At 69.0% G+C, this 24,496-nt stretch carries 22 protein-coding genes; 15 read left to right on the plus strand and 7 right to left on the minus strand.

All coding sequences use genetic code 11. The annotated features are described in order from the left end of the window. Nucleotides 1-85: 85 nt before the first annotated feature. The 7 genes from ACIQJ5_RS03865 to ACIQJ5_RS03895 all read left to right on the plus strand — a co-directional run bounded on the left by ACIQJ5_RS03865 (nt 86) and on the right by ACIQJ5_RS03895 (nt 7,458). Nucleotides 86-1,210, plus strand: coding sequence for a 5-(carboxyamino)imidazole ribonucleotide synthase (locus ACIQJ5_RS03865; RefSeq protein ID WP_402841069.1), 1,125 nt, complete (start codon nt 86-88; stop codon nt 1,208-1,210). A gap of 129 nt (nt 1,211-1,339) precedes the next feature. Further along, nucleotides 1,340-1,807 (plus strand): 5-(carboxyamino)imidazole ribonucleotide mutase, encoded by a 468-nt coding sequence (gene purE, locus ACIQJ5_RS03870; RefSeq protein ID WP_402842035.1) that lies wholly within the window; start codon nt 1,340-1,342, stop codon nt 1,805-1,807. Continuing rightward, complete coding sequence (locus ACIQJ5_RS03875; RefSeq protein WP_308071082.1) at nt 1,804-3,267, plus strand: LCP family protein; 1,464 nt, start codon at nt 1,804-1,806, stop codon at nt 3,265-3,267. Before purE ends, ACIQJ5_RS03875 begins: the two co-directional genes overlap by 4 nt. A gap of 74 nt (nt 3,268-3,341) precedes the next feature. Further along, complete coding sequence (locus ACIQJ5_RS03880; protein ID WP_402841072.1) at nt 3,342-4,439, plus strand: glycosyltransferase; 1,098 nt, start codon at nt 3,342-3,344, stop codon at nt 4,437-4,439. A gap of 40 nt (nt 4,440-4,479) precedes the next feature. Beyond that, nucleotides 4,480-5,529 carry a substrate-binding domain-containing protein gene (locus tag ACIQJ5_RS03885; protein WP_402841074.1) on the plus strand — a complete coding sequence of 350 codons (1,050 nt, stop codon included), beginning with the start codon at nt 4,480-4,482 and terminating at the stop codon, nt 5,527-5,529. Nucleotides 5,530-5,653: 124 nt separating this feature from the next. Continuing rightward, nucleotides 5,654-7,192: a class I SAM-dependent methyltransferase gene (locus tag ACIQJ5_RS03890; protein WP_402841077.1), complete on the plus strand. Its 1,539-nt coding sequence runs from the start codon at nt 5,654-5,656 to the stop codon at nt 7,190-7,192. Next, complete coding sequence (locus ACIQJ5_RS03895; RefSeq protein WP_231092618.1) at nt 7,189-7,458, plus strand: hypothetical protein; 270 nt, start codon at nt 7,189-7,191, stop codon at nt 7,456-7,458. The genes ACIQJ5_RS03890 and ACIQJ5_RS03895 overlap by 4 nt, the downstream gene beginning before the upstream one ends. A 13-nt stretch (nt 7,459-7,471) precedes the next feature. On the opposite strand, the gene ACIQJ5_RS03900 is transcribed toward ACIQJ5_RS03895, so the two are convergent. The 4 genes from ACIQJ5_RS03900 to ACIQJ5_RS03915 all read right to left on the minus strand — a co-directional run bounded on the left by ACIQJ5_RS03900 (nt 7,472) and on the right by ACIQJ5_RS03915 (nt 10,615). Continuing rightward, the gene (locus ACIQJ5_RS03900; RefSeq protein ID WP_231092619.1) at nt 7,472-8,167 is read right to left on the minus strand and encodes a 2-C-methyl-D-erythritol 4-phosphate cytidylyltransferase; all 696 of its coding nucleotides are present in this window, start codon (nt 8,165-8,167) and stop codon (nt 7,472-7,474) included. After that, nucleotides 8,160-8,948: an NAD-dependent epimerase/dehydratase family protein gene (locus ACIQJ5_RS03905; RefSeq protein ID WP_231092620.1), complete on the minus strand. Its 789-nt coding sequence runs from the start codon at nt 8,946-8,948 to the stop codon at nt 8,160-8,162. Before ACIQJ5_RS03905 ends, ACIQJ5_RS03900 begins: the two co-directional genes overlap by 8 nt. A 76-nt stretch (nt 8,949-9,024) precedes the next feature. After that, entirely contained in the window at nt 9,025-9,765 is a 741-nt protein-coding gene (locus tag ACIQJ5_RS03910) for an ABC transporter ATP-binding protein (RefSeq protein WP_231092621.1), read from the minus strand. Next, nucleotides 9,749-10,615 (minus strand): ABC transporter permease, encoded by an 867-nt coding sequence (locus ACIQJ5_RS03915; RefSeq protein WP_231092622.1) that lies wholly within the window; start codon nt 10,613-10,615, stop codon nt 9,749-9,751. The genes ACIQJ5_RS03910 and ACIQJ5_RS03915 overlap by 17 nt, the downstream gene beginning before the upstream one ends. A gap of 190 nt (nt 10,616-10,805) precedes the next feature. Between ACIQJ5_RS03915 and ACIQJ5_RS03920 the strand changes: the two genes are divergently transcribed. The 3 genes from ACIQJ5_RS03920 to ACIQJ5_RS03930 are packed head-to-tail and all read left to right on the plus strand — an operon-like array spanning nt 10,806 to nt 15,380. Beyond that, a complete protein-coding gene (locus ACIQJ5_RS03920) occupies nt 10,806-12,500 on the plus strand; it encodes a glycosyltransferase (RefSeq protein WP_402841084.1) in 1,695 nt (564 codons plus the stop codon). Then, nucleotides 12,494-13,402, plus strand: coding sequence for a glycosyltransferase family 2 protein (locus ACIQJ5_RS03925; protein WP_231092624.1), 909 nt, complete (start codon nt 12,494-12,496; stop codon nt 13,400-13,402). Before ACIQJ5_RS03920 ends, ACIQJ5_RS03925 begins: the two co-directional genes overlap by 7 nt. Before the next feature lie 7 nt (nt 13,403-13,409). Beyond that, nucleotides 13,410-15,380, plus strand: coding sequence for a DUF6541 family protein (locus ACIQJ5_RS03930; RefSeq protein WP_402841087.1), 1,971 nt, complete (start codon nt 13,410-13,412; stop codon nt 15,378-15,380). A gap of 110 nt (nt 15,381-15,490) precedes the next feature. Here the strand turns inward: ACIQJ5_RS03930 and ACIQJ5_RS03935 are convergent, their stop codons facing one another. Next, nucleotides 15,491-18,139 carry a hypothetical protein gene (locus ACIQJ5_RS03935; protein ID WP_402841090.1) on the minus strand — a complete coding sequence of 883 codons (2,649 nt, stop codon included), beginning with the start codon at nt 18,137-18,139 and terminating at the stop codon, nt 15,491-15,493. Nucleotides 18,140-18,292: 153 nt separating this feature from the next. On the opposite strand from ACIQJ5_RS03935, the gene rfbA reads away from it, so the two are divergent. From rfbA to ACIQJ5_RS03960, 5 genes are read left to right on the plus strand one after another with little or no spacing between them, the layout of a single operon-like run. Beyond that, nucleotides 18,293-19,165 carry a glucose-1-phosphate thymidylyltransferase RfbA gene (gene rfbA / locus ACIQJ5_RS03940; RefSeq protein ID WP_231092627.1) on the plus strand — a complete coding sequence of 291 codons (873 nt, stop codon included), beginning with the start codon at nt 18,293-18,295 and terminating at the stop codon, nt 19,163-19,165. After that, nucleotides 19,162-20,160 (plus strand): dTDP-glucose 4,6-dehydratase, encoded by a 999-nt coding sequence (rfbB, locus tag ACIQJ5_RS03945; RefSeq protein ID WP_231092628.1) that lies wholly within the window; start codon nt 19,162-19,164, stop codon nt 20,158-20,160. Before rfbA ends, rfbB begins: the two co-directional genes overlap by 4 nt. A gap of 1 nt (nt 20,161) precedes the next feature. Then, nucleotides 20,162-21,583 (plus strand): sugar nucleotide-binding protein, encoded by a 1,422-nt coding sequence (locus tag ACIQJ5_RS03950; RefSeq protein WP_402841095.1) that lies wholly within the window; start codon nt 20,162-20,164, stop codon nt 21,581-21,583. Continuing rightward, nucleotides 21,580-22,311, plus strand: a complete 732-nt coding sequence (locus ACIQJ5_RS03955; RefSeq protein WP_231092630.1) for a glycosyltransferase family 2 protein — start codon at nt 21,580-21,582, stop codon at nt 22,309-22,311. Before ACIQJ5_RS03950 ends, ACIQJ5_RS03955 begins: the two co-directional genes overlap by 4 nt. Then, nucleotides 22,308-22,691: a DUF2304 domain-containing protein gene (locus ACIQJ5_RS03960; RefSeq protein ID WP_231092631.1), complete on the plus strand. Its 384-nt coding sequence runs from the start codon at nt 22,308-22,310 to the stop codon at nt 22,689-22,691. Before ACIQJ5_RS03955 ends, ACIQJ5_RS03960 begins: the two co-directional genes overlap by 4 nt. Before the next feature lie 59 nt (nt 22,692-22,750). On the opposite strand, the gene ACIQJ5_RS03965 is transcribed toward ACIQJ5_RS03960, so the two are convergent. Continuing rightward, nucleotides 22,751-23,632: a glycosyltransferase gene (locus ACIQJ5_RS03965; RefSeq protein ID WP_231092632.1), complete on the minus strand. Its 882-nt coding sequence runs from the start codon at nt 23,630-23,632 to the stop codon at nt 22,751-22,753. Further along, a complete protein-coding gene (locus ACIQJ5_RS03970; RefSeq protein ID WP_402841103.1) occupies nt 23,629-24,480 on the minus strand; it encodes a glycosyltransferase family 2 protein in 852 nt (283 codons plus the stop codon). The genes ACIQJ5_RS03965 and ACIQJ5_RS03970 overlap by 4 nt, the downstream gene beginning before the upstream one ends. Nucleotides 24,481-24,496: the final 16 nt, after the last annotated feature.

Here is a 24,496-nt window from a genome sequence, read left to right on the forward strand (position 1 = left end):
GCGGAGGCGAGCGGGGCGAGGAAGCCCGCGCGATGGGGGAGGATGGATGCGGTGCGTACGGGCACCGCGAAGCGAGGGAGAGAGCATGCGCGTCGGAGTGATCGGTGGCGGACAGCTGGCACGGATGATGATCGCGCCGGCGGAGGAGCTGGGGCTGGAGATCCGCGTTCTCGCTGAGGAGCCCGGCATGTCCGCGGCCCTGGCCGCCACGGCGACCGGCGACTACCGCGATCTCGACACCGTCCTCGCGTTCGCGCGTGACGTCGACGTCATCACGTTCGACCACGAGCACGTGCCGCAGGACGTGCTGGCGGGGCTCGTCTCGGCGGGCATCGCGGTGCACCCCGGGCCCGAGGCTCTCGCCATCGCCCAGGACAAGCTCGTGATGCGCGAGACCATGGCACGCATCGGGGCACCGCAGCCCGACTGGGCCGCCGTGCGCGACGCCGACGAGCTGGCAGCCTTCCTCGACGCGCACGGCGGACGTGCCGTGGTGAAGACGGCTCGGGGCGGGTACGACGGCAAAGGGGTCCGCGTGGTCAACGCCGCGCACGAGGCCGACGACTGGTTCACCGCACTCGCCGAGGATGCCAACGGCGGTGCGCTGCTGGCCGAGGAGATGGTCGACTTCACCCGTGAGCTCGCCCAGCAGGTGGCCCGCCGTCCGTCGGGCCAGGCTCTGGCGTACCCGGTCGTCCAGACCGTGCAGCGTGACGGCGTCTGTGCCGAGGTGACCGCTCCCGCGCCCGGCATCGGCGGGCTCGCCGAGGAGGCCGCCGACCTCGGGCTGCGCATCGCGGAGGAACTCGGTGTCACCGGCATGCTCGCGGTGGAGCTGTTCGAGACCGCCGATGGGCGCATCCTGGTCAACGAACTGGCCATGCGTCCGCACAACAGCGGCCACTGGACGCAGGACGGCGCGGTGACGAGTCAGTTCGAGCAGCACCTGCGCGCCGTGCTGGATCTGCCCCTCGGGGACCCCTCACCGCGTGCGGCGCACGCGGTGATGATCAACATCCTCGGCGGGCCGGAGGGCGCGACGATGGCGGAGCGCTTCGCGGCGGCGCTGGCGGCGGCCCCCGACGCGAAGGTCCACACCTACGGCAAGGCCCCGCGCCCCGGTCGCAAGGTGGGCCACGTCAACGCCGCGGGGCCGGAGCTGGACGCCGTGCTGGCCTCTGCCCGTGCGGCTGCTGCGGCGTTCGACTGAGGCGCCAGCTCCCAGCGGATTCGGGGCGATCGTCCGCGTGCCGTGCACCGGGCGTTCGGCCGGGCCCCCTAGCCTGTTCTGGTGACCTCTGCGCTGCATTCATCCGAGAACCCGCTCGTCGGCGTCGTCATGGGCTCCGATTCGGACTGGCGCGTGATGGCGGACGCCTCCGCCGCACTGACCGAGTTCGGGATCCCGCATGAGGTCGAGGTCGTCTCGGCGCACCGTACGGTGGACAAGCTCGTCCGCTACGGCCGGGAGGCACGCGGACGCGGCCTGCGCGTGATCATCGCCGGCGCCGGGGGTGCAGCGCACCTGCCGGGCATGCTGGCCTCCATCACGGCGTTGCCCGTGATCGGCGTCCCGGTGCCGCTGGCGACACTGGACGGCATGGATTCGCTGCTGTCGATCGTGCAGATGCCCGCGGGAATCCCGGTGGCCACCGTCTCGATCGGCGGCGCGAAGAACGCCGGACTGCTGGCGGCGCGTATCCTCGGCACCTCCGACCCCGCGGTCGCCGACGCGGTCGAGGCTTACGCGCGCGACCTGGAGGCTCAGGTGGAGCAGAAGAACATCCGGCTCAAGGGATCGTTGTGACCGCGCTCGTCGCCGATCGGACGGGGGCGGGGTCCGCGATCCGCACCCAGCCCATGCGTCACCCTGACGCGGCAGATCGTGCGGTGATGACCCGCCGCGGCTGGTGGCTGGTGATCCTCGGCTTCCTGATCCCCGGCTCCCCGCAGGTTCTGGCGGGCAACCGGAAGCTCGGGCGCTTCGGCCTCGGAGCCACGATCCTCATGTGGACGCTCCTCGTCATCGCCGTGCTCATCGCCGTGCTGCTGCGTGACTTCTACTTCTGGCTCATCGGTGTCGGCTGGCTGTTCGCGGCGATCACCGTGCTCGCTCAGGGGCTTCTCATCGGTTATGCGGTGCTGTGGATCATCCTCGGGCTGAACACCCTGATGCTGGTGAAGCTCGTTCGCATCCGGACGGCATCGCGGTTCGGCATCGCCGCCCTCGCAGCGGGCCTGCTCGTCGTCTCCAGCGGCACGGCGACCTATGCCGCGGGGATCGTCGGCACGACCCGGGACACGCTCGGCAGCGTGTTCGCCTCCAGCGCCCCGCCCGTGGCGCCCTCCGACGGGTACTACAACATCCTGCTGCTCGGCGCGGACTCCGGCGATGGCCGGGACTCCATGCGCTTCGACAGCATCTCCGTGGTGTCCATCAACGCCGACACCGGCGCGGTCACCATCACCGGCATCCCGCGCGATATGCCGGATGTCCCCTTCGCCCCCGGCCCCATGCAGGACCTCTATCCCGACGGCCACTACGGCGTCGCAGACGAGGAGTGCGGCTGGACCAGCGCCATCAACCAGCTCAACACCGAGCTGGAGATCTGCCGCGCCGACGAGGGCCTGTATCCCGATGCGGTCGCCAACGGCTCCACCCCCGGAATCGAGGCGACGAAGGACGCCGCCGAGGGCGTTCTCGGCATCACCATCCCGTACTACGTCTTCATCGACATGGACCACTTCGCGGCGCTGATCGATGCGCTCGGCGGGGTGCAGATCACGGTGACCGAGCGGCTTCCCGAGGGCGGTGGCCCCGCGTACGAGGGGCAGCCGGCGGAGGACTGGGCGATCGGGTGGATCGAGCAGGGCGAACAGCACATGGACGGGAACACCGCCCAGTGGTATGCGCGCTCGCGCTACACCACGAGCGACTGGGATCGGATGCGTCGCCAGCGTGAGCTGCAGGAGGCGATGCTCAAGCAGTTCACCCCGGAGAACGTGCTCTCGCGGTTCCAGGAGATCGCGAAGGCCGGAACGGCTGTCATGGAGACGGACGTGCCGCAGTCGATGATGCAGCCCTTCCTCAACCTCGCCCTGAAGGCGAAGTCGCAGGAGGTGCAGAAGATCGAACTCACCCCGGAAGGCACCCCGCTCCTGGACGGCAGCACGATCGATGACACGAGCCCGGACTTCACCGCGATCCAGCAGCTCATCCAGGAGAGGCTGCATCCGCCGGCCGCGGAGGACACTCCCGCGCCCTGACGACAACCTGAGCGTCCCCCGACCTCCGGGGTGCCGAAGGGGCGGTGTCGGCGGCGAGCACTAGGGTCGGAGACATGACGGCGACCCTTCGTGTGGTGATCGATCAGGCCTCGGCACAGTCCTTCTCGGACCAGGCGACGGCCGGGCTTGAGACCGCGCGCGCTCTGATCCGCATGGCCCCGGACGGGTGCGAGGTGGCGGCCATCGTCCCCAGCGGCGAGGCGGATCTCACCACGCTCGTGCCGGGCCTCTCCGGGGTCCGGGTGGCATCTCTCGCCCGCCGGGAGCTCCTTGCCGCCTGGCAGCTGGGGGTCGCTCCCTCGATCGGGGGCGGCTTCATCCACTCGACCACCCTGGCCGCCCCGCTGGTGCGTCATGACCGGGTGAACGACGGCGACCAGAGCGTCGTCACGCTGTGGGATCTGCGGGCCTGGGAGGCGGCGTCGGAGGTGGCCCGCACCGCCGTCACCTGGAATCGCGGCATGCTCAAGCGCGCCGTCAAACACGCGGACGCGATCGTCGTGCCCACCTTCGCCCACGCCGCCCGCCTCGACGAGGAGTGGTCCTTCGGTGACCGCGTGCGGGTGGTGGCGGGTGCAGCACCGTCCGGGTTCCGCGAGCCCACCGACGCCGATGCGCGCGCCCGGGATCTGGTGCTTCCCGAACGCTACGTCGTGACGGACGCGACGACGGCGCCGTCCGACGGCCTCGGGAAGGCGCTCGCCGCTGTCTCGGGACAGGCGGGTGACGACCTCGCCGTGCTGATCATCGGAGTGCCGGCGGACCAGGAGGCCGCGGTGAGGGAGCTCGCCTCCGCTGCGGGCGTGCCGGAGCGGCACCTTCAGGTGCGTCCGGAGCTGGATGCGGCCGATCGCGCCGTGGTGCTGGCCCGCTCGGAGCTGCTGATCTCCACGCTCACGCGCACTGCCTGGCCGTGGCGGGTGGTGGAGGCGCTCGCGCTCGGGGTGCCGGTGGTCGCCCTCGACACACCCGCACACCGCGAGGTCATCGCCGACGGCGGTGTGCTTGCGGAGGAGCGCGACCTCGCCGACGCGGTCGCAGAGGTGCTCGCCGACACCGAGCGCTACGGCGTGCTGAGCGATGACCGCGGGCGCGCCTACTCCTGGGACAGCTCCGCCGAGCGCATCTGGCAGTTGCACGCCGAGCTCTGAGTCTGCGCACCTCTGAGCGTTCATGGGCGAAGATGTTCATATGCTTGCCGATGAGCGTCGTGAACGGATCCTGTCCGAGCTGGGGGTGCGCGGCGCCCTGCAGGTGGCGGACTTCGCCGCGCGCATCGGCGTCTCGGGAATGACGCTGCGGCGAGACCTCGCGCAGCTGGAGGCGGACGGGCTCCTGGTACGGGTGCATGGCGGCGCGGTTTCTCCCCGTCGGTCGGGTGTGCGGGCATCGACGCCGCTCGCCACGATCGGCGTCATCGTGCCGAGCGCGACCTACTACTACCACGGCGTGGTCGACGGCATCCGTCGTGCCGCTTCGCGCAGTCGGTGTCGGCTGGCCCTGGCCGTATCGGATTACCGCAGCGACCGCGAGAGCGCACAGGTCCGTCAGCTCGTGGCGCGCGGTGTGGACGGCCTGATCATCACCCCGGCGAACGCGGACTGGGAGGACACCGCGCTGCGGGATCTGCTGGGCGCGCAGAACATTCCCGTGACCATCGCCGAGCGCAGCATCGATCCGATGCGGCCCCTCGGCCAGGTGGAATCCGTGCGCACCGACCACGAGGCAGGCGTCGCGCTGGCCGTCCAGCGCCTGCGTGACGCCGGCCACTCGGGTATCGCCCTCGCGCTGCGGGCCGGCACCGCCACCTCCGTGTGGCTGCGGCGGGGGTTCGCCGCAGCCGTGCGGTCGCACGAGCGCTCGTTCGTGACCGAGCTGCCGCGTGACGCCAGCGGTCAGGCTACCGAGCGCTCACACCTCGTGGACCTGATCCGCCGGTGCGAGGCCGAGCACATCCGGGCACTCATCGTCCTCACCGACGTGGACGCCATCGCACTCGAGGAGGTGGCGCTGGAGGAGGGGGTGCGCATCCCCGAGGATCTGTCGGTGATCTCCTACGACGACGAGGTCGCCGGGCTCGCACCCGTCCCTCTCACCGCCATCTCGCCCCCGAAGCAGGAACTGGGCGATCGGGCGTTCGAGATGTGCCTGGCGCGGATCCACGGATCGCGCTCGACGGCACTGACGCGGAGCCTGTTGCTGCCCACGCTCGTGGAGCGGGATTCCGTCGGGTCGGCATAGGCGCGCGATCAGGTCGGACGCGCCCGGGGGAACACGCCCGGATCCCGAGGAGTCCTCGTGCGGCTGCCGCCTCACCGATAGGGTGAGGGAGCGTGCGAACCCGAGCACGCCGGAGGTGTTGCCAGTGGAGGCCGTACCCGATCTCGTCATCGCCGAGGTCGCCGTGCGCGAGGTGACGCGCGTAGACGTGCGATTCGACGGGCACCGCGTGTGGACGACCACGGTCCCGGCTGCGCGCGACGGACACGTGCACTTCGAGTGGCCCGCTGCGCTGCGTGCGCGGCTCGTGGGTTCCACGCGTGTCAGCGTTCACGACGTCGTGAGCGGTGCGGAGCTGGCGGCTCGCGAGATGCGGTTCGCCGGTGTGGACGAGCGTCTCGAACTCGTGGACGGACGCGGGCGCCTGCTCGCGATGAACAAGTGGGATACGCTCGGCGCCGTCAACGACGGACGCGGCGACGGGGTTCGCCAGCGCATGCTGGTCAGCGCCCGGCGCGTGGTGGACCTGCTCCGGCGCGGCGGGTGGGATCCGTTCGTGGTCGGCGGAGCACTCCTGGGCGTCGTCCGGGAGGGGCGGATGCTCGCGCACGACGACGACATCGACCTGGCCTTTCTCTCCGCGCACAGCGATCCCTCCGATCTCGCCCTGGAGAGCACGCGGATGGAACGCCTGCTCAGGGGCGAGGGCCTCACCGTGGTACGGCACAGCCTCGCGCACATCGCCGTGCACTTCACGGACGATGCCGGTCTCCCGGAGCACTACATCGACGTGTTCACCGGGTTCTTCCGCGGCCGTACCTATCATCAGCCGTTTGCGCTGCGCGGTGAGGGAATCGCCGCGGCTGATCTCGTCCCGCCGGTCGCACTGGACATCGAGGGCACCTCCCTCCCTGCCCCTGCGGTGCCGGAAGCCTGGCTCGCGTTCGCGTACGGGCCATCGTGGCGGGTGCCGGACGCGTCGTTCCATTTCCCCGACCCGCCCTCGACCGTGCTGCGCTTCGACGGCTGGTTCGGCAGCTTCAACCACGGCCGCGACGCCTGGGAGGAGCACTACCTCGCCGCATCCGGCCCGCAGGGCGAAGGCAGTGCGGAAGAGGTGGACGCCTTCATCGCGGCGTTGCCGCCGGGAGCGTGTGTGCTGGATGTGGGGTGCGGAGACGGAACGTGGGCGCGCAGGATCGCCGCCGCTGGGCACACCGTGCTGGGCGTGGACTACAGTCTGGAGGCGCTGGCGCTCGCCGGGCGTTTCGACGACGACGCCGTCCGCTACCGCTTCCTGAACCTCAACGACCGTTCTGCCGTTCTGGCGCTGGGGGCCGAGCTCCTCGCCGAGGGGCGGGAATGGGTGGTGTTCGGCAGCCACCTGCTGCAGAGCATGACCGCCGACGGCCGGCACAACCTGCTGATGATGCTCGAGCTCATGCTGCGCGGAAGCGGGTTCGCGCACTTCATCGACGACACCGACATCGCCCACGACTACGACGCCACCCTTCCGCGCACCTGGCACATGCCCACGGCCTGGCTGGAGCAGGAGGCGCGTGGGCGGCGTCTCGCGATACGCGTGCTCCGGCGCGGAATGCGCCCGGACGGTACGGGCACACGCGGCACCGCAGCCGTGCGCGTGGATCGCACCGATGCCCCCCTGTTCCTGGAGGAGACATGATCAACCGGATCCGCCGTACCGTGCGCTCGCTCGCGCGCCGCATCGCGCCGAGCGCCTATGGCAAGCTCGAGCGTCTCGGCGATGCGGACTTCGCCGCGATGGAGGCGGTGGCTCCCCTCAGCGAGCGGGTCGCGGCTCTCGAAGCCGAGAACGCCGACCTGCGCCAGCAACTCTGGGAGATCCGCACCGACGCCCGACGGGTGAACGAGCTCTACGACCTCGTCATCGAGCGGCTGCGCTCGGACAATCCGCTGCGCGGCTCCTGAGGGACCAGACGCCTCAGCGCTCGTCCGCCGTGCGCCGTTCGGCGATGAGGCGCGCGGTCGCGAGGTCCTGCGGCGTCGTGATCTTGATGTTCTCCGCGCTTCCGGTGAGCATGCGGGCCGCTGTGCCGGTGAACTCGTGGACCAGATCCGCGTCGTCGCTCACTCGTGAGTAGCCCGATGCGACGGCGCGGTCGTAGGCGGTCGCCAGCAGATCGCGGTCGAAGGCCTGGGGCGTCTGGCCCATCCAGCTGTGCTGGCGCTCCAGGGAGCCCTGCACGAAGCCGTCCTCGCCCACGAGCTTGATCTGCACCGTGCTGGGGGTCCCGAGCATGGCCGCCCCGTGCTGCATCGCCGCATCGACCACGGCGGAGACGGCGGTGGGCTGCACGAATGGCCGGACACCATCGTGCACCACGACGATCTCGCCGCGGGTGCTCTGCAGTCCGTGCCGCGCGCTCAGGTGCCGTTCGGCACCGCCGATCACGACCGTGACGTCCAGCCCGGCGTCTCGGAGGATGCGGCGGTAGAGGTCGGCATTCTCGGCGCTCGCGGTCACGATGACCTCATCGACCGGATCCACCGAGAGCGCACGGACGGTGCGCTCGAGCACGGTCCTCCCACCCAGGTTCACGAGCAGCTTGTTCGATCCGAACCGCGTGCCCTGGCCCGCGCAGGTGATGACTGCCGAGACGATCCGACCGTCACGCACCGGCGCGCTCCCGGTCGACGAAGGCACGAAGGCCCGCCAGCACGCCGGCGGCGTCGGTCATGTATCCCTCCGTGCCGGCGAAGAGGGCGCTGTGGCGGGTGCGCATGTCGCGCGTGTACATGGCGGCGAACGGGCTGGGCGGCTCGGGCGGCTCCTGGCCCCGGATGTCGATTCCGAACACCCGCTCGGCCAGCTGGTCGTTGCGGATCGGCGCCGTGGCGATGTTCAGGGTGGTGATCCCCGCCGCCATCGCTGTGGCGGCATCCGCCGCGAGCCGACGAACGTCGTAGTGCTGCAGATGATCGTCGGGCCGGATGTGCGCGACGCGGTGGTTGCGCAGGAGGTCGTGCACCACGCCCTTGCGCAGGTGGTCGCCGTACAGCTGGGGCAGTCGCAGCACGACGGTGTCGAAGCGCTCGGACAGCACGCGCTCCATGTGCAGGCGATTACGCCCGTACGGGGTGAGGCCGTTCTCGTCGGGCATCGTCTCCTCATCCGGCGTCGTCCCGGCGGGAAAGACGCAAACGGTGGAGATCAGCACAAGCCGCTCGATACGAGCGCGTGAGACGCGCTCGATGAGGGTGTCGATCTCCGCGCGATCAGCGCCGCCATCGGCATTGATCCGGTGCGAGTCGGCGCGCGTCGCAGCCGAGAACACCACATCGTAGGTGCGTCCCGCGATGTCGCCGATGTTCCGGGAGTCGTAGAGGTCGTCGAACGTTCGCGCCGCGCGGAGGTTGCGGCCCACGAATCCTGTGGCGCCGAGCAGGGCACTCCTCACGGGCGGCACCTCCATGCACGTCGTCGGGTATCGGACCAGCCTAGCCCCGCACATGCCGACGGGCGAATGCGCGTGATCAGGCGCGCATCAGCTCCACGGCGCGCTTGCTGTCCCCGTCGAACTCCACGGTGCCACCGCGCAGCAGGATTCCGCGCTCGCACAGATCGGAGACCATGTCGAGGTCGTGGGAGACCACGACGAGCGTCTTGCCCGCCGCGTGCAGTTCACGGATGCGCGCGAGGCACTTCTTCTGGAACGGCTCGTCACCCACGGAGAGGATCTCATCGATCAGCAGGATGTCCACCTCGGTGTGGATCGCCACCGAGAACGCGAGGCGCAGGAACATGCCGGAGGAGTAGTGCTTGACCTCGGTGTCGATGAACTGCTCGATCTCGCTGAACTCCACGATCGAGTCGAATCGCTCGTCGGTCTCCTTGCGCGTCATCCCGAGGATCGCCGCGTTGAGGTAGATGTTCTCGCGGCCCGACAGGTCCGGGTGGAATCCGGCGCCGACCTCGATGAGCCCGGCCACGCGCCCCCGGGTGAGAACTTCACCCGAGTCGGGGGTGAGCACACCGGAGATCATCTTCAGCATCGTGGACTTTCCGGAGCCGTTGAAGCCCAGCAGCGCCACGGCCTCGCCCTCGCCGATCTGGAAGGAGACGCCATCCAGAGCACGGAAGTCCGTCGTGATGGGTTTGCGTCGCACGGCGGCGAGCGCCGTCTCCTTGATGGAGTGTGTGTGCCGCAGCCGGAACGCCTTGCGGACGTCGTCCGCGATGATGCGGGGCACGGTGTTCTCAGAGGTCCTGGGCAAAGCGACCCTCCAGGCGCCGGAAGACGAGCTGGCCCACGAAGACCAGGATGAGGCTGGTGATGAACGCGATGCCGACATAGGTCCACAGACCATCGATCACCTGAGCGTTCTTGGGGTGCAGTCCGCCCCAGATGCCGAAGTGGAACAGCTCCACGGCCATGGTGATCGGATTGAGGCGGTAGATCACCCACAGCCAGTGCGGGATCTCCGCCTGCACCATCGTCCACTGGTACATCACCGGCGACGCCCACACGGCGCACATCGTGATGATCTCCACGAAGCTCTGCGCGTCGCGGAAGGTGACGTTGATCGATCCGAACAGCAGGCCGAGCCCGGTGGCCAGCAGTGCCACCAGCACGAGCCCGAGCAGGATCGCGGCCACCTGCAGCAGCGAGGGAGCCCAGCCGAAGAACAGCGAGATCACGATGACCACCACCACCTGGGGCAGGGTGTTCACCGCCGCGATGAGCATGCTCGCCACCGGGAACATCTCGCGGGGCAGGTAGATCTTCTTGATCAGCGCCGCATTGTCCACGAGAGATCGGGTCGCGTTGGAGAACGCCTCGTTGAAGAAGGTCACCACGGTGATGCCCGACAGCAGATAGATCGGGAAGAACTCGACGTTCTTGTTCTGGCCGAGGAACACGCCGATCGCCAGCCAGAACACGACGAACTGCACGAGAGGCTTCACATACGACCACAGCCAGCCCAGGATCGAACCGCGGTAGCGGATCTGGATCTCCTTGCGGACGATGAGCGAGAGCAGGTAGCGGTGATCGAAGACATCGAGCAGGCCGTGGCTGCGCCCCGGACGCTCGAGCGTCGCGGCGTCCGTGGACGATCGCGTCATTCTGCTCCTCAGTGGTCGGGCTGCCGGACCAGGAGGATCCGGCCGAGCGGGCGCTGACCATCCTAATGGCGCTGAGTGTCGCGACGTTGAGAGAGCCCTGATCCGCGAGTCCCGGTCACCTGAGCGCGCCCTGACAGGGCGGAAAAACGCCGCTGGTAGGCTTCTCCGGTACCTGCGAGAGTGGAGATCTGTGCCCGTGTCGATCGAGCGCCAGTTCGGCGAGCCCGCCCTGTTCGAGATCCTCCGAGGCGATGAGATCCCCGCCGATCTCAGCGTGCGCGAGCAGCGGATCCTGGCGGGGGCGTGCGCGTTTCACGCCCTGATGGCGCCGGGACGGACGCTTCGCCTCATCGCCTATGACGGCGGGCCCACCGACCTTCCGCGCAGCACGGATGACAGCTCGTTCAGCGGAGCGTCCCGGGCGTTCCAGCGCCGGCTGTGGACCGCCGAGATCCGCAGCCTCGTCGCCGACGAGCCGCGGGAGCACACAGCCGTCGAGGCGCCGGCGGACGAGCTGATCGACGGCGACATCCGCCACATCCACATTCCCCGCGACAGCGTGCTCGACTTCGACCCGCCGCGCGACATCTCACCCGACCCGGTGCGCCGCGCGCTTCGGGCGATCCGCTCACGCACGCCGCTGCTGTACGACCAGGTGCGCGATCTGGAGCTGCTGCGCCACCGGCGCCCCCTGCACTCGCCGGTGCCGCGCCGGGACTACGCCGCCGACTTCCTCCCGGGCGGAATCCATGAGGACGCTCGCCTCGTCCCTGCGGTGGAAGCCCCCGCCGGCGCGCCGCGGGCCGTCCTGGTCGGGATGCACTGGTTCGAGATGGGCGGCGCCGAGCGCTGGGCGTTCGAGACGGTACGCATGATCCGCGACGCGGGCTTCGTGCCGATCGTGCTGGCCAACCGCGACTCGCACCAGCCGTGGATCGATCGCGCCGAGCTCGACGGTGCCGTCACCATCCCGTTCTCGGAGGCGACGGCGCTCTCGCAGACTCCGGGGGTGGAGGAACTGCTGCGCGCGATCCTTCGCACCTGGGACGTGCGCGGTGTGTTCGTGCACCACAACCAGTGGCTCTACGATCGACTGCCGTGGATCCGCGCCTCGCGTCCGCAGATCCCGATCATCGACACCACCCACATCGTGGAGTACCGCGGCGGCGGCTACCCCGCCTCCGCCGTCATGGCCGATGCGCCGATCACCACGCACCACGTGATCTCGCCTGCTCTGGAGCGCTGGATGCGTGATGTGCAGGGCATCGATGCGGACAAGATCGTCATGGCTCCGCTGGTGGGCCTCACCGTGGCGGAAGGAGTCGAGCCGGTCTTCCGCCCCCGCAGTGACGGCCCCTTCACCGTGTCCTTCGTCGGCCGGATCGCCCGGCAGAAGGCCCCCGAGGTCTTCGTCGAGGCCGTGGGGCGCATCCACGCGGCCGACCCGTCGATCCGTTTCATCATGCATGGCGACGGCGACATGGCCGGGGCGATCGAGGACTTCATCGCCGGCAAGGGGCTCACGGACGTGATCATCCGGCGCGACTCGTCGGTGCCCGTGGCGGAGACGTATGCCGAGACCGACCTGCTCATGATCACGGCGCACAACGAGGGACTGACCCTCACCACGCTCGAGGCGATCGCGGCCGGCGTGCCGGTGATCTCCACGGACGTGGGTGCCCAGTCCGATATCGTGCCTGCGCGGGCGCTCACCTCGCGCAACGCGTTCCTCGCGGCACGCGCCCAGGCGGATCTCGCGCTGCGGCTGGCGGGGGATGAAGCCGCCCGCCGACAGCTCTGGCACGATGAACGCGAAGCGGAGAAGACCTTGATGAACACGCAATCGGCGGGCGAGTGGTTCGCACAGGAGGTGGCGACATGGTAGCCGTCGCAGCAGTGGTGGTCACGTTCAACCGCCTGGAGAAGCTCAAGACCGTCATCGCCTCGATCGAGGCGCAGACCCTCCCCGTCGAGACGTTGCTGATCATCGACAACGCGTCGACGGACGGCACCGCCGAGTACCTGGCCTCCCTGACCACGACGGTGCCGCACGAGGTCATCACGATGGCGACCAACTCCGGTGGCGCCGGAGGGTTCTCCGAGGGCATGCGTCGCGGCTACGAGACCGGGGCCGATCACGTGTGGATCATGGACGATGACTGCTACCCGAAGCCGGAAGCGCTCGCCAACATGGTCCGCGGCTTCGACGAGGCCGTGGACGAGCTCGGCGGCGACGTTCCCTTCGCGTGTTCGGTGGTGGAGTACACCGACGGCAACATCTGCGAGATGAACAACCCCATCCCGACGTGGGACTGGGGGCGGCTGCTCGTCAAGGGGCAGAACAGCGTGATGGTGACCACCTGCTCGTTCGTGTCGGTGCTCATCCCGCGGTGGGCGATAGCGCGCTACGGACTGCCGTACAAGGAGTACTTCATCTGGTTCGACGACCGGGAGTACACGCAGCGGATGACGCGCCTGTGCCCCGGTGTCCAGGTGATGGACAGCGTCGTGGTGCACGACATGGGCGACAACAAGGGCGTCAACTTCGCCATGGTCGATGCCAAGAGCGTCTGGAAATTCTCCTACGGCGTGCGCAACGAGGCGTCGTGGCGCCTGCACCACCAGGGATTCCTGTACTACCTGGAGTTCGGTGCCCGCCTGTTCGTCAGTCTGCACCGCGGGCGGGTCTCGCTGCCCCTGCGCGCCAAGCTGATGCGCAAGTGGCTGCAGGGCATCACCTTCAACCCGCGCATCGACTACGTCGACTCCCCGCGCGTGACCGCCTGAGCCGGCGATGAGCGGTTCCCTCGACACCTGGATCGGATTCCTCCCGGCGGTGCTGGCCGCCATCGGGGTCCTGGCGGTACCGGGCTTCGTCCTGGGCTTCTTCCTGCGTCTGCGCGGCTGGTGGCTGCTGGCGGCCGCAGCGCCCCTGTCGGTCTCTCTCATCACCGTTGCATCGGTCATCGCCGGGTGGACGCCGCTGCGCTGGAACATCCTGCCCGTGCTGGCCCTGACAGCGGTGGCGTCGGTGGCCGCGTGGGCGTGGATGCGCTGGGTGGGCAAGCCCGTCGCCCCGGCTGCTCGTCGGCGACCCGCCGGGCTGCGTGTCTGGGCGGGCGCGCTCGCGATGCTCGCCCCTGCGGCGCTCATCACCTGGGTGCTGGCCCATGCGATCGGGGACCCCACGCTGATCAATCAGCGCTACGACAACTTCTTCCACGTGAACGCGATCCAGTACGTGCTGGACACCGGGAATGCATCGCCGTTCTGGGTGGGAACGATGACCTCGCCCGGGAATCTGCTCTTCTACCCGTCCGGCTGGCACGCGGTCGCGTCGCTGATCGTTCAGCTGTCGGGCGCTTCTGTCGCGCTGGCGAGCAACGCCCTGGTGTTCGTGGCCGCCGCGCTGGTGTGGCCGGCCTCGATCGTCCTGCTCACCGGACGCCTGCTCGGCTCGAGCCCGCTGGCTCGCGTCGCGGGCGGGGTTCTCGCCGCGGCCTCGCCCGCGTTCCCGTACCTGCCCCTGCACTACGGCCCCGTCTATCCGCTCTTTCTGGGGCTCGCGATCGCCCCGGTCGCGATCGCCGCGATGATCACCGTTCTGCGCCCGCATCGCGCGCCCCGCAGACAGGACGCGATACTCCTCGTCGTGCTGCTCCTGCCGGGTGTCGCCCTGGCGCACCCGAGCGCCTTCCTGGCGGTGCTCGCGCTGTCGGTCCCGTCGGTGCTCGCCCTCGCCCTCCACCTGTGGCGGACCCGCGCGCGGACGCGTGATCGGGCGCTGGTGCTGTCCGGGATGATCGCGCTGGGCGTCGTCGGCATCGTCGTGCTGAAGTTCGTCCGTCCACCGGCTCAGGAGATCTACTGGCCCGTCACCGGTACGCTCCCCACCGCGGTGGGGGAGGTGGTGACAGCGGCGGTGTTCGACTACCCCGTGGCCTATCTCCTCGCACTCCTCGCCCTCGTGGGAGCCGTCACGGCCCTGCGTCGCCCGACCTATCTGCGGGCGGTGGCGCTGGGGATGCTGGTGATCGGCGGGGCGCTCTACGTGATCGTCGCCGGGTCGCCCTTCGAGACACTGCGGACCTGGCTCACCGGGCCGTGGTACAACAACCCCCCGCGTCTGGCGAGCATCTGGGTCATCACGGTGGTTCCGATCGCGGCGCTCGGCGCCCAGCATCTGGTGCGGCTGGTCGTGCGCCTTCTCACGGTGTCACGCCTGCGGCGCCTGCGCGGCGTCATACCGCTCGCGCTGGGGGTCTTCGCCGTGCTGCTTCTGCTGGGTGTGAACTCCGGTGCGCTGCGTCAGGCGCAGACCGACCTGCACGTTGCCTACGGCAATGGTGAGGGCACGGACGGCCCGATCCTGTCCGCCGGGGAGTACAAGCTGCTCTCGGAGCTGGACGAGTACGTGCCCGAGGGCGACGTGATCGCGGGCAACCCCTGGACGGGGACCTCCTTCGCCTATGGCATCAGCGGCCGTGAGGTCCTCATGCCACACCTCCTGATGGTCGAGACGCCGGATGCGGCCGTGATCAACAGCTCCTTCGACACCGAGGGCGACAGCCCGCGGATGTGTCAGGCGCTGGAGGCCACCGGGGTGCGTTACATCCTCGTGTTCGACGGCGGGGAGTTCATGGAGTCGGATCATCCGGACTTCAGCGGCCTGGACGATCTCGATGACTCGCCGTACGCGCGCCTGGTCGCGAGTGAGCCGGGGGCCGAGCTTTACCAGGTCACCTCCTGCGGCCTCGCGAACTGATCCGCGATCCGCGCCGCCGCAGGTGACGCGGGGAGGCGGGCAGGCGCTGAGTCCGAAACGGAAGGCCGTGCTGTCCTGGGACAGCACGGCCTTTCTCCGCAGAGGGGCGATCAGCTGATCGGGGATCCGATGGGGTAGTCGGACGCCTTGCCGGGGACGACCGCCACGCCGCTGGCGGTGGCATTGCCTCCCAGGCGGAGGTAGGCCTCCCATGTCGTCACGTGACGCAGCGAGGTGCCGTCCATGTAGTAGATCTTGGGGTCGGTCCCGAACCGCGCGAAGCTGCCGTTCTTGAGCAGCGGCGTTCCATTGGCGAACTTGCTCCGCTGCGAGGTGGGCAGGCTGTCGACGTTCGGGATCTGACCGCCGTAGTAGCTCACGAAGGTGTCCCAGGTGGCGACGTAGCGAAGCTTCCCGCTCTCGGCGATGTAGATCTCGTCAGCGTTGCCGAAGCGGACCGCGTTGCGATCGGCGAGATACGGCTTGCCCAGCGTGAATGAGGCCTTCACCGATGCCGCACGCGGGTCCACGCTCGGGGTGGAGCCGCCGCTGAGCGAGACCAGGGAGGTCCAGGTGAGGACGTGGCGGATGGTGTTCTTCTGCACGACGTAGACGGCGGGGTCTCCGGCGAACGAGAGCAGCGCGCCCTCCCGCGCCACCAGCGGGTTGCCGACGCCGTACACCGTGATCGCGGCCTGAGCCCAGGAGACGGTGAGGATGGCCCGGTTGGGGGCGCCGTTCAGGGCGACGAGATCCGCGTAGCTCACCACGTGGCGAAGCGAGCCGGACGGGTCGAAGTAGTAGACCGCGGAACCACTCGCGGGACGAGCGAAGATCGGTCCGGTCAGGGTGGCGCCCGAGATCGCGGGCAGTCCTTCGCAGTCGGCGGCCGTGAGCTTGGTGGTGCGTACGTTGGTGGCGTTCGTCACCCGGCGCCAGGCGGATCCGTCGAGCACCCGGACCTCCTGCCCGCAGGCGACGGCCGGCAGCAGCGTGGTGCGGGTCACGGCGGAGGAGCTGACGGAGGAGTCGGCCACGGCGGTGACGCCGGAGGCACCGAACAGCGCCGCAAGATCCAGCGAGGGAACAGGAACCAGCGTTCCGGTGGGCGTCGTCAGATAGACCATGGCGGACGACGCGGCCCGCACGAGACGCCGATCGCCGAAGTAGGTGGCGCCGGCTGTGATGCGCGCCGCCGCCGCGGGGTCCATGGTGGCCACGTAGGTGCTCTCCGCCCCGAGCCGATCGCCCAGCGCAGTGGCGTCGTAGACGTACTGAGAGCGGGAGTACCGGGCGGTGAAGACCTGCGATCCCGTACCCACCCGGTACACGGAGCCGACCTCGGCGCCCGTGGCGAAGGCGTCCATCACCGACGCCGGCAGATCGCGCGCGTTCTCGGCGCGGTAGCCGAACTGCGTCACGGACTCCACCGTGCGGAAGCGGTGCTTCGTGCGGTCGGATTCCAGAAGGTAGATCGCGCCGTTGCGGGGATCACGCACGGAACGGGTGACCACTCCGCCGTTGCCGAGGCGAGACACCTCGGCGGAGGAGACGATGACGATCGAGCCGAAGGTCGCGGTGTAGGCGTCGAGATCGGCGGCCGTGGAGATCTGGTAGCGGGTGCCACCGGCGGCCAGATACACGGCCGGGGCGTCGGACGCGCGGATGATGCGCACGTTGTCCGCCGGCGTCGTCGGCGTGCCGCCGCCCTGGGTGGAGCCGAACCACTGGTTGAAGTACAGGTAGAAGTTCCGGTTGCCGTAGCTCGAGCAGCCATCGCCCTCGCCATACCCCGCGTTCAGTGCGGCGCGGTTGGGCTGGTAGGGCGTGTAGTAGTAGAGCGCCGACGTGGCCTTGTTGGAGATGTAGACCGGAGCCGCGCCGCAGCTGGCGTTGGGGTGCCAGTAGATGTTGGAGGTGCGGCCCGCGGGGTAGTACGTGAAGTAGCGCCCCTCCATGTAGATGTTCATCTGGCGGGCCGCGCCGTAGATCTGGTAGAAGAATCCGGCGAACGCCGGGTCACACGGCGCCGTGTCGGGGCATCCCTGTCCGAGTGCCATGTCATAGCGCCACTGGCTCGGCCACGTGTGGGTGACGAGTCCCTGCTCCTTCTGGAGCATCACGATCAGCACCTGCGGGTTGATGTTGCAGGACTGGGAGACCTTGTAGATGATCGTGGCCGCGGACTCGTTGGCAGCGCCCGAGTAGCCGCTGCAGTAGGAGTCGGCGGAGCGGTTGGGCGTGTTCTGGCGGTAGTCCTTCAGACAGGTGTAGCCGGACTGGCAGGTCCCCACCATCTTGCGGAAGAACGTGTCGATCGAGGACGCCGACATCGTGTTCTTGTTCGTGAACGTCGCGTCGTTGATGATGTTCCCGGCCTGGAAGCCGGCCACCGCGGCCGAGGCTTCCGCGAGCGTCGCCGAGAAGGCTGCCGCGGCGGCGATCGCGGGTCCTCCGGTGACGGAGGGTGAGGGCGTCGGAGCCGGCTTATCGCTGGGCACGGGCTCGGGTGTCTCGACGACCTCTGGTGACGTGGCCTCCGGCGACGGGGATGCCGTGCCTGTTTCGTCCGGCTGCGGGGTCGGATCCGGCGTCTCGGTGATCGGGGAGTCGCTCGGCGACGGGGAAGCCGTGCTGACGGCGGGATCCGGCGTCGACTGGGCGAGGGCCGGCTGCGCGGCCAGCAGGGAGAGGCACAGCGCGGCCGACGCGAGAGCCGCGACGAGGGCACGGCGACGGGTGGGGAGCGTCGGAGTCACTGCCCCATTCTGACGGAAAGTGACTGATGATGCCACTGTTACTGTTGTGACTGGCGTTGCTGACGAGTCTGCCACCGGCTCGTGTCCGAGTCGCGCAACGTCGGCGCGTGTCGGCGGGGCGTTCTCGCAGGGCCCGTATGACACCATGGAACCGTGAAGGGCATCATTCTCGCCGGGGGATCCGGCACGCGTCTGCATCCGATCACGCTGGGCGTGTCGAAGCAGCTGGTTCCGGTCTACGACAAGCCGATGGTGTACTACCCGCTGTCGACCCTGATGCTCGCGGGAATCCGCGAGATCCTGGTGATCACCACCCCCCACGATGCGGCTCATTTCGAGCGCCTGCTGGGGGACGGGTCGCAGTTCGGCATCTCCATCACCTTCGCCGTCCAGCCCTCGCCCGACGGGCTCGCACAGGCTTTCACCATCGGCGCGGACTTCATCGGCGACGACTCCGTCGCCCTCGTCCTCGGTGACAACCTGCTGTACGGACCGGGCCTGGGCACGAGGCTGCAGCGCTTCGCGAACATCGACGGCGGCGCCGTCTTCGCGTACTGGGTCGCGGAGCCTGAGGCGTACGGCGTCGTCGAGTTCGACGCCGAGGGCAATGCCATCTCCCTGGAGGAGAAGCCGGCAGAGCCCAAGAGCAACTACGCCGTTCCCGGACTGTACTTCTACGACAACGACGTGGTCGAGATCGCTCGCAACCTGCAGCCGTCGGCGCGCGGGGAGTACGAGATCACCGATGTCAACCGTGAGTACCTGAGCCGCGGAAAGCTGCAGGTCGAGGTGCTTCCGCGGGGCACCGCATGGCTGGACACCGGAACATTCGATCAGATGACCGATGCCGCGGATTACGTCCGCACGATGGAGCGACGCACATCGATGAAGATCGGCGCGCCCGAAGAGGTCGCCTGGCGGCAAGGCTTCCTCACCGACGACGAGCTACGGGAGCGAGCGGAGAAGCTCGTGAAGAGCGGCTACGGCACCTATCTGCTGGACCTTCTGAAGAGAGCACACGCATGACCCGTCTCCTTGTCACCGGCGGTGCCGGCTTCATCGGATCCAACTTCGTCCACTACATGGTGGAGAATTCCGACGCGCACGTGAGCGTGCTGGACGCGCTGACCTACGCCGGGAACCGGGCGTCCCTCGACGGCCTGCCGAAGGACCGTGTGCGCTTCATCCACGGCGACATCACCGATGCGGAGCTCGTCGACGAGCTGTTCGCCGATGTCGATGCCGTGGTGCACTATGCCGCCGAGAGCCACAACGACAACTCGCTGCACAGCCCCCGTCCCTTCCTGGACACCAACATCGTCGGCACCTACACCCTGCTCGAAGCCGCTCGCAAGCACGATCGCCGCTTCCATCACATCTCCACCGATGAGGTCTACGGCGATCTGGAGCTGGATGACCCGCAGCGCTTCACCGAGCAGACGCCGTACAACCCGTCCTCGCCCTACTCGTCCACGAAGGCCGGCTCCGACCTCCTCGTGCGCGCATGGGTGCGCTCGTTCGGCGTGCGGGCCACCATCTCCAACTGCTCGAACAACTACGGCCCCTACCAGCACGTGGAGAAGTTCATCCCGCGTCAGATCACCAACGTCATCCGTGGCATCCGGCCGAAGCTGTACGGCGCGGGGGAGAACGTCCGGGACTGGATCCACGCCAACGACCACTCCTCTGCGGTGGCGACGATCCTCGACAAGGGGGTCATCGGCGAGACGTATCTCATCGGTGCCGACGGCGAGCGCAACAACAAGGACGTCGTCGAGCTGATCCTGGAGATCATGGGTCAGCCCCGCGACGCCTACGATCACGTCACCGACCGCGCCGGACACGACCTGCGCTACGCGATCGACTCCACCAAGCTGCGCACCGAACTGGGCTGGACGCCCAGCTTCTCCGACTTCGAGAGCGGGCTGGCTGCGACGATCGACTGGTACCGCGAGAACGAGAGCTGGTGGGCGCCCGCCAAGGACGCCACCGAGGCGTTCTACGCCAGCAAGGGGCAGTGAGATGACGGAGTACGGAAAGGCTCTCTCGCTCGTCGAGACGCCGATTCCGGGGCTCGTGGTGCTCGAACTTCCCGTGCACGGTGACGCTCGAGGCTGGTTCAAGGAGAACTGGCAGCGCGAGAAGATGACGGCCCTGGGTCTTCCCGATTTCGGGCCGGTGCAGAACAACGTGTCCTTCAACGACGCCGTGGGCACCACACGCGGGATCCACGCGGAGCCGTGGGACAAGTGGGTCTCGGTGGCCACGGGCCGGATCTTCGGTGCCTGGGTGGATCTGCGCGAGGGGCCGAGCTTCGGGGCGGTGTACACCACCGAGCTGGACCCGTCGCGCGCCATCTTCGTTCCCCGTGGCGTGGGCAACTCGTACCAGACGCTCGAGGCCGACACCGCATACACCTACCTCGTCAACGATCACTGGTCGCCGAACGCGTCCTACTCGTTCCTCAACCTGGCCGACGAGACCGCAGCGATCGAGTGGCCGATCCCGCTCGCAGAGGTGGAGATCAGCGAGAAGGACAAGAACCACCCGCGGCTGGCCGATGTCACCCCGATCCCGCCGAAGCGCATCCTGGTACTGGGTGCGGACGGGCAGCTGGGCCTCGCACTGCGCGAGGCGTATGCGGGGGCGGCGCACGTCGAGTTCGCCGGGCGGTCCGGCCTGGACGTCACGGCTCCGGGGCTGCGCGACGCGCGGCGCTGGCGGGACTACGGCGCGATCATCAATGCCGCCGCATACACCGCGGTGGACGCGGCCGAGGTCTCCCCAGGACGCGCCGATGCCTGGTCCGCGAACGCTGTCGCCGTCGCCAGCCTCGCCGCCATCGCCACGGAGTTCGCCATCACTCTCGTGCAGGTGTCGAGCGACTACGTCTTCGACGGCGCCAAGTCGGGTGCGTACACCGAGGAGGACCCCTTCGCGCCGCTCGGCGTCTACGGCCAGACGAAGGCCGCCGGCGACATCGCCGCGGCGACGGCTCCGCGTCACTACATCGTCCGCACCTCGTGGGTGATCGGCGAGGGGAAGAACTTCGTGCGCACGATGGCGTCGCTCGCCGAGCGGGGTGTCGACCCGAAGGTGGTGGACGACCAGATCGGCCGGCTCACGTTCACCGCGGACATCGCTGCCGCGATCCGGCACCTGCTCGACTCGTCCGCCCCGTTCGGCACCTACAACGTGACGGGAGAGGGCGAGGCCGCTTCGTGGGCTGACATCGCCTGCGCCGTCTTCGCGGCCGTCGGCGCCGATCCGGAGCGCGTCAGCGGTGTGAGCACCGCGGAGTACTTCGCCTCGGCCACGGCTCCGGTATCGCCGCGGCCACGCAACAGTGTTCTGGAGCTGGCCAAGATCACCGCTACCGGATTCACTCCGTCTGCGTGGACCGCGTCGCTGGACGCGTACCTCCAGGTGAGTGATCGCTCGTGACCCCACCCGACGGCCGGGTGCTCATCCTCGTCCCGGCGTGGAATGAGGAACGCAACGTGGGCAACACGGTGCGCGAGATCATCGGCGCCGATCCTGCCTACGACGTCCTCGTGATCGACGACGGCTCGACCGACGCCACGGCGGAGGTCGCCCGTGCGGCGGGCGCACGGGTGCTCTCCCTGCCGTACAACCTCGGCGTCGGAGGCGCGATGCGCGCCGGCTTCACCTATGCCAAGCGCCGGGGGTACAGTCAGGCGATCCAGGTGGACGCCGATGGCCAGCACAATCCGGCGGACATCGCCGAGGTGCTCGCCGGCCTCGCCCACGCGGACATCTCTATCGGGGCACGATTCGCCGACGTCGGCGACTACTCGGTGCGCGGTCCTCGTCGCTGGGCGATGATCGTGCTCGCGAAGGTGGTCTCCGCCGTCGCGCACGTCCGCCTCACCGACGTGACCAGCGGCTTCCGGGCTGCAGGGCCGCGGGCCATCGACCAGTACGTGCGGTATTACCCCGCCGAGTATCTCGGTGACACCCTCGACTCTCTGGTGGCGGCCCTGCACGCCGGCCTCACCGTCACGCAGGTGCCGGTGGCGATGCGCCCGCGTCAGCACGGCACCCCGAGCCAGGGACCCCTCGGCTCGGCCGTGTATCTGCTGCGTTCGGTGTTCGCCCTCACCCTGGCCCTGATGCGCCCGAACCCCCGTCGAAAGCGAGACGCCGCATGATGATCAGCATTCTCGGCATCATCGTCTCCCTGGGCGTGATCATCCCCGTGATGTGGATGCTGCTGACCCGCCGGTTGCGCGAGAAGTACGCGATCCTGTGGCTGCTGCTGGGCGTCGTGCTGCTCGTGCTGGGGCTCTTCCCCGGACTGCTGGAGCGCGCGACTCGCCTGCTCGGTGTCCAGCTGCCGGTCAACCTGTTCTTCGCCGCAGCGATCGTCGTCCTGATCGGTGTGGCGCTGCACCTGTCGTGGGAGCTGTCACAGAGCGAGAACGAGACTCGTCGCCTGGCGGAGGAAGTGGCGATCCTCGGGGCGCGACTGGACGCACTGGAGGATCGCGACCGGGACGCGAGCACGGATCCGACCGCGCCCGGGAGCTGACCCCCGGCAGCGGCGCAGTCCCGGAAAGGGCAGCGCCGTACCCGCCGACGGGTCGGGACTCAGCGGACCGCGTGCCGGAGGAGGCGGGATGCTCCGGCACCTCCCGAGAGGAGCGCGCCCGGCAGCTCGCTCAGCGCGTTCAGCCTGGAGATGACGTGGCGGCGCGCGACTCCCGCGGCGCGCTTCCAGCCGTGGGCCTGGAAGGTGCGGGCGTAGTCGGCGAAGAACCGCTTCTCCTGAGCGAACCGTTCCCCCGAGCGAGCCGCTGACATCGATGCGGATGCCCGGTGCCTGCGGTACTCGAAGGTGACGGGATCCAGCACCACCAGACTGCCGCCGCGCATCGCGAGGTCGAGGATCAGCCCGAGGTCGAGCGCGATCTCGTACTGCCGGTTGAAGCCCACCTGCTGGGCGGGAGCGGTCAGCCAGAGCAGCGAGGGGAAGTACGCCCAGTCGGCGCGGGTGAGACTCGTCGCCATCTCCTCGCCACGCAGCACGACATCGTGGCGGTCGGTGCGGGGGCGCAGCATCGCCTTGATGCGATCGGCCAGCGGAAGCGCGGGCCTGCCGTCGCCGTCGATCACCCGCACGCCCGGCTGGAGGAGCTGCGCGTCCGGGTACCGGCGACGGGCGGCATCGAGCACAGCCAGGTGATCGGGCAGCATGATGTCGTCACTGCCCATCATCGTGAAGTGTGTGGCCTGCACCAGCTCGAGGCACCGGGAGAAATTTCCGGCCACGCCCAGGTTCGCCTCGTTGCGCATCGAGACGATGCGCTCGTCGTGCAACGACATGAGCCAGTCGTGGATGCCACCGTCCGGGCTGCCGTCGTCGACGCAGACCAGCCGCCAGTCGGTGAAGGTCTGCGCCAGAACGCTCTGCACGGCGAGACGGAGAAGCTCGGAATCCCCGTAGTAGGGGAGCATCACATCGATGGTCATGATCGGTCCTCCGGCTTGCCGGTGACCCCGCGACGTCCATCACGCCACCCACGCCACGCCTGAATCGGATGCGGGGCGCGCCCGCGCAGAAGGCCGCCGACGGACTCCTCCGCGACGCGGCGCAGCACGGCCCCAGCCTGCCGCAGCGGCGGGATTCCCGCGGTGCGGGCGAACAGCGTCATGTTCCGGATACCGAGGTACATGGGATGCGCGCCCGGCTGCTGACGCGCGAGCGCGGACGGCACGACGAGCGTCTCGTGTCCTGCCCGGCGCATCCGCCAGGCGGTGTCGACGTCTTCGAAGTAGAGGAAGTAGTCCTCGCTGATCCAGCCGATCCCATCCAGCGCGCTGGTGCGGTACATCACGATGGCCCCGTCGACCCAGTCCACCGGGTAGGGCTGGGCCGCGCGGGGGGCTGTGAGATGTCCGCCGCGTCCCCCGGCGGTGAGGTAGCCGCCCGCGGAGAACACCCGCTCCGGATCGGAGGACCACCGCAGCACGGGGGCGGCCGCGCCGGCGGTCGGGTGTGCGGCCAGGGCGTCGCAGAGCTCGGCCGCCAGAGCGTCGTCGAAGTCGGCGTCGTGGGTCAGGACGAGCACCGCCTCGGAGGCGGTGCCGCGCGCCTGATTCGCCGCCACGGCGTAACCGGGGTTGTCGGGACGCTCGATGAGACGTACCCGGTCGGACAGTGGCATGGCTGCCACGTCCGCGGCGCTGAGCGTGCCGCCGTTGTCGACGACGAGCACCTCGCGGGGCAGAAGGGTCTGGGACGCCAGGCGGTTCATCACCGCCGCGAGGAGCGCGGGTTGGCGGTAGGCGATGATGACAGCGGTGTAGTCGATGATCAATCCTCAGATGCGACGC

Source organism: Microbacterium sp. GXS0129 (assembly GCF_044769785.1).
GTDB classification, from domain to species: domain Bacteria; phylum Actinomycetota; class Actinomycetes; order Actinomycetales; family Microbacteriaceae; genus Microbacterium; species Microbacterium nymphoidis.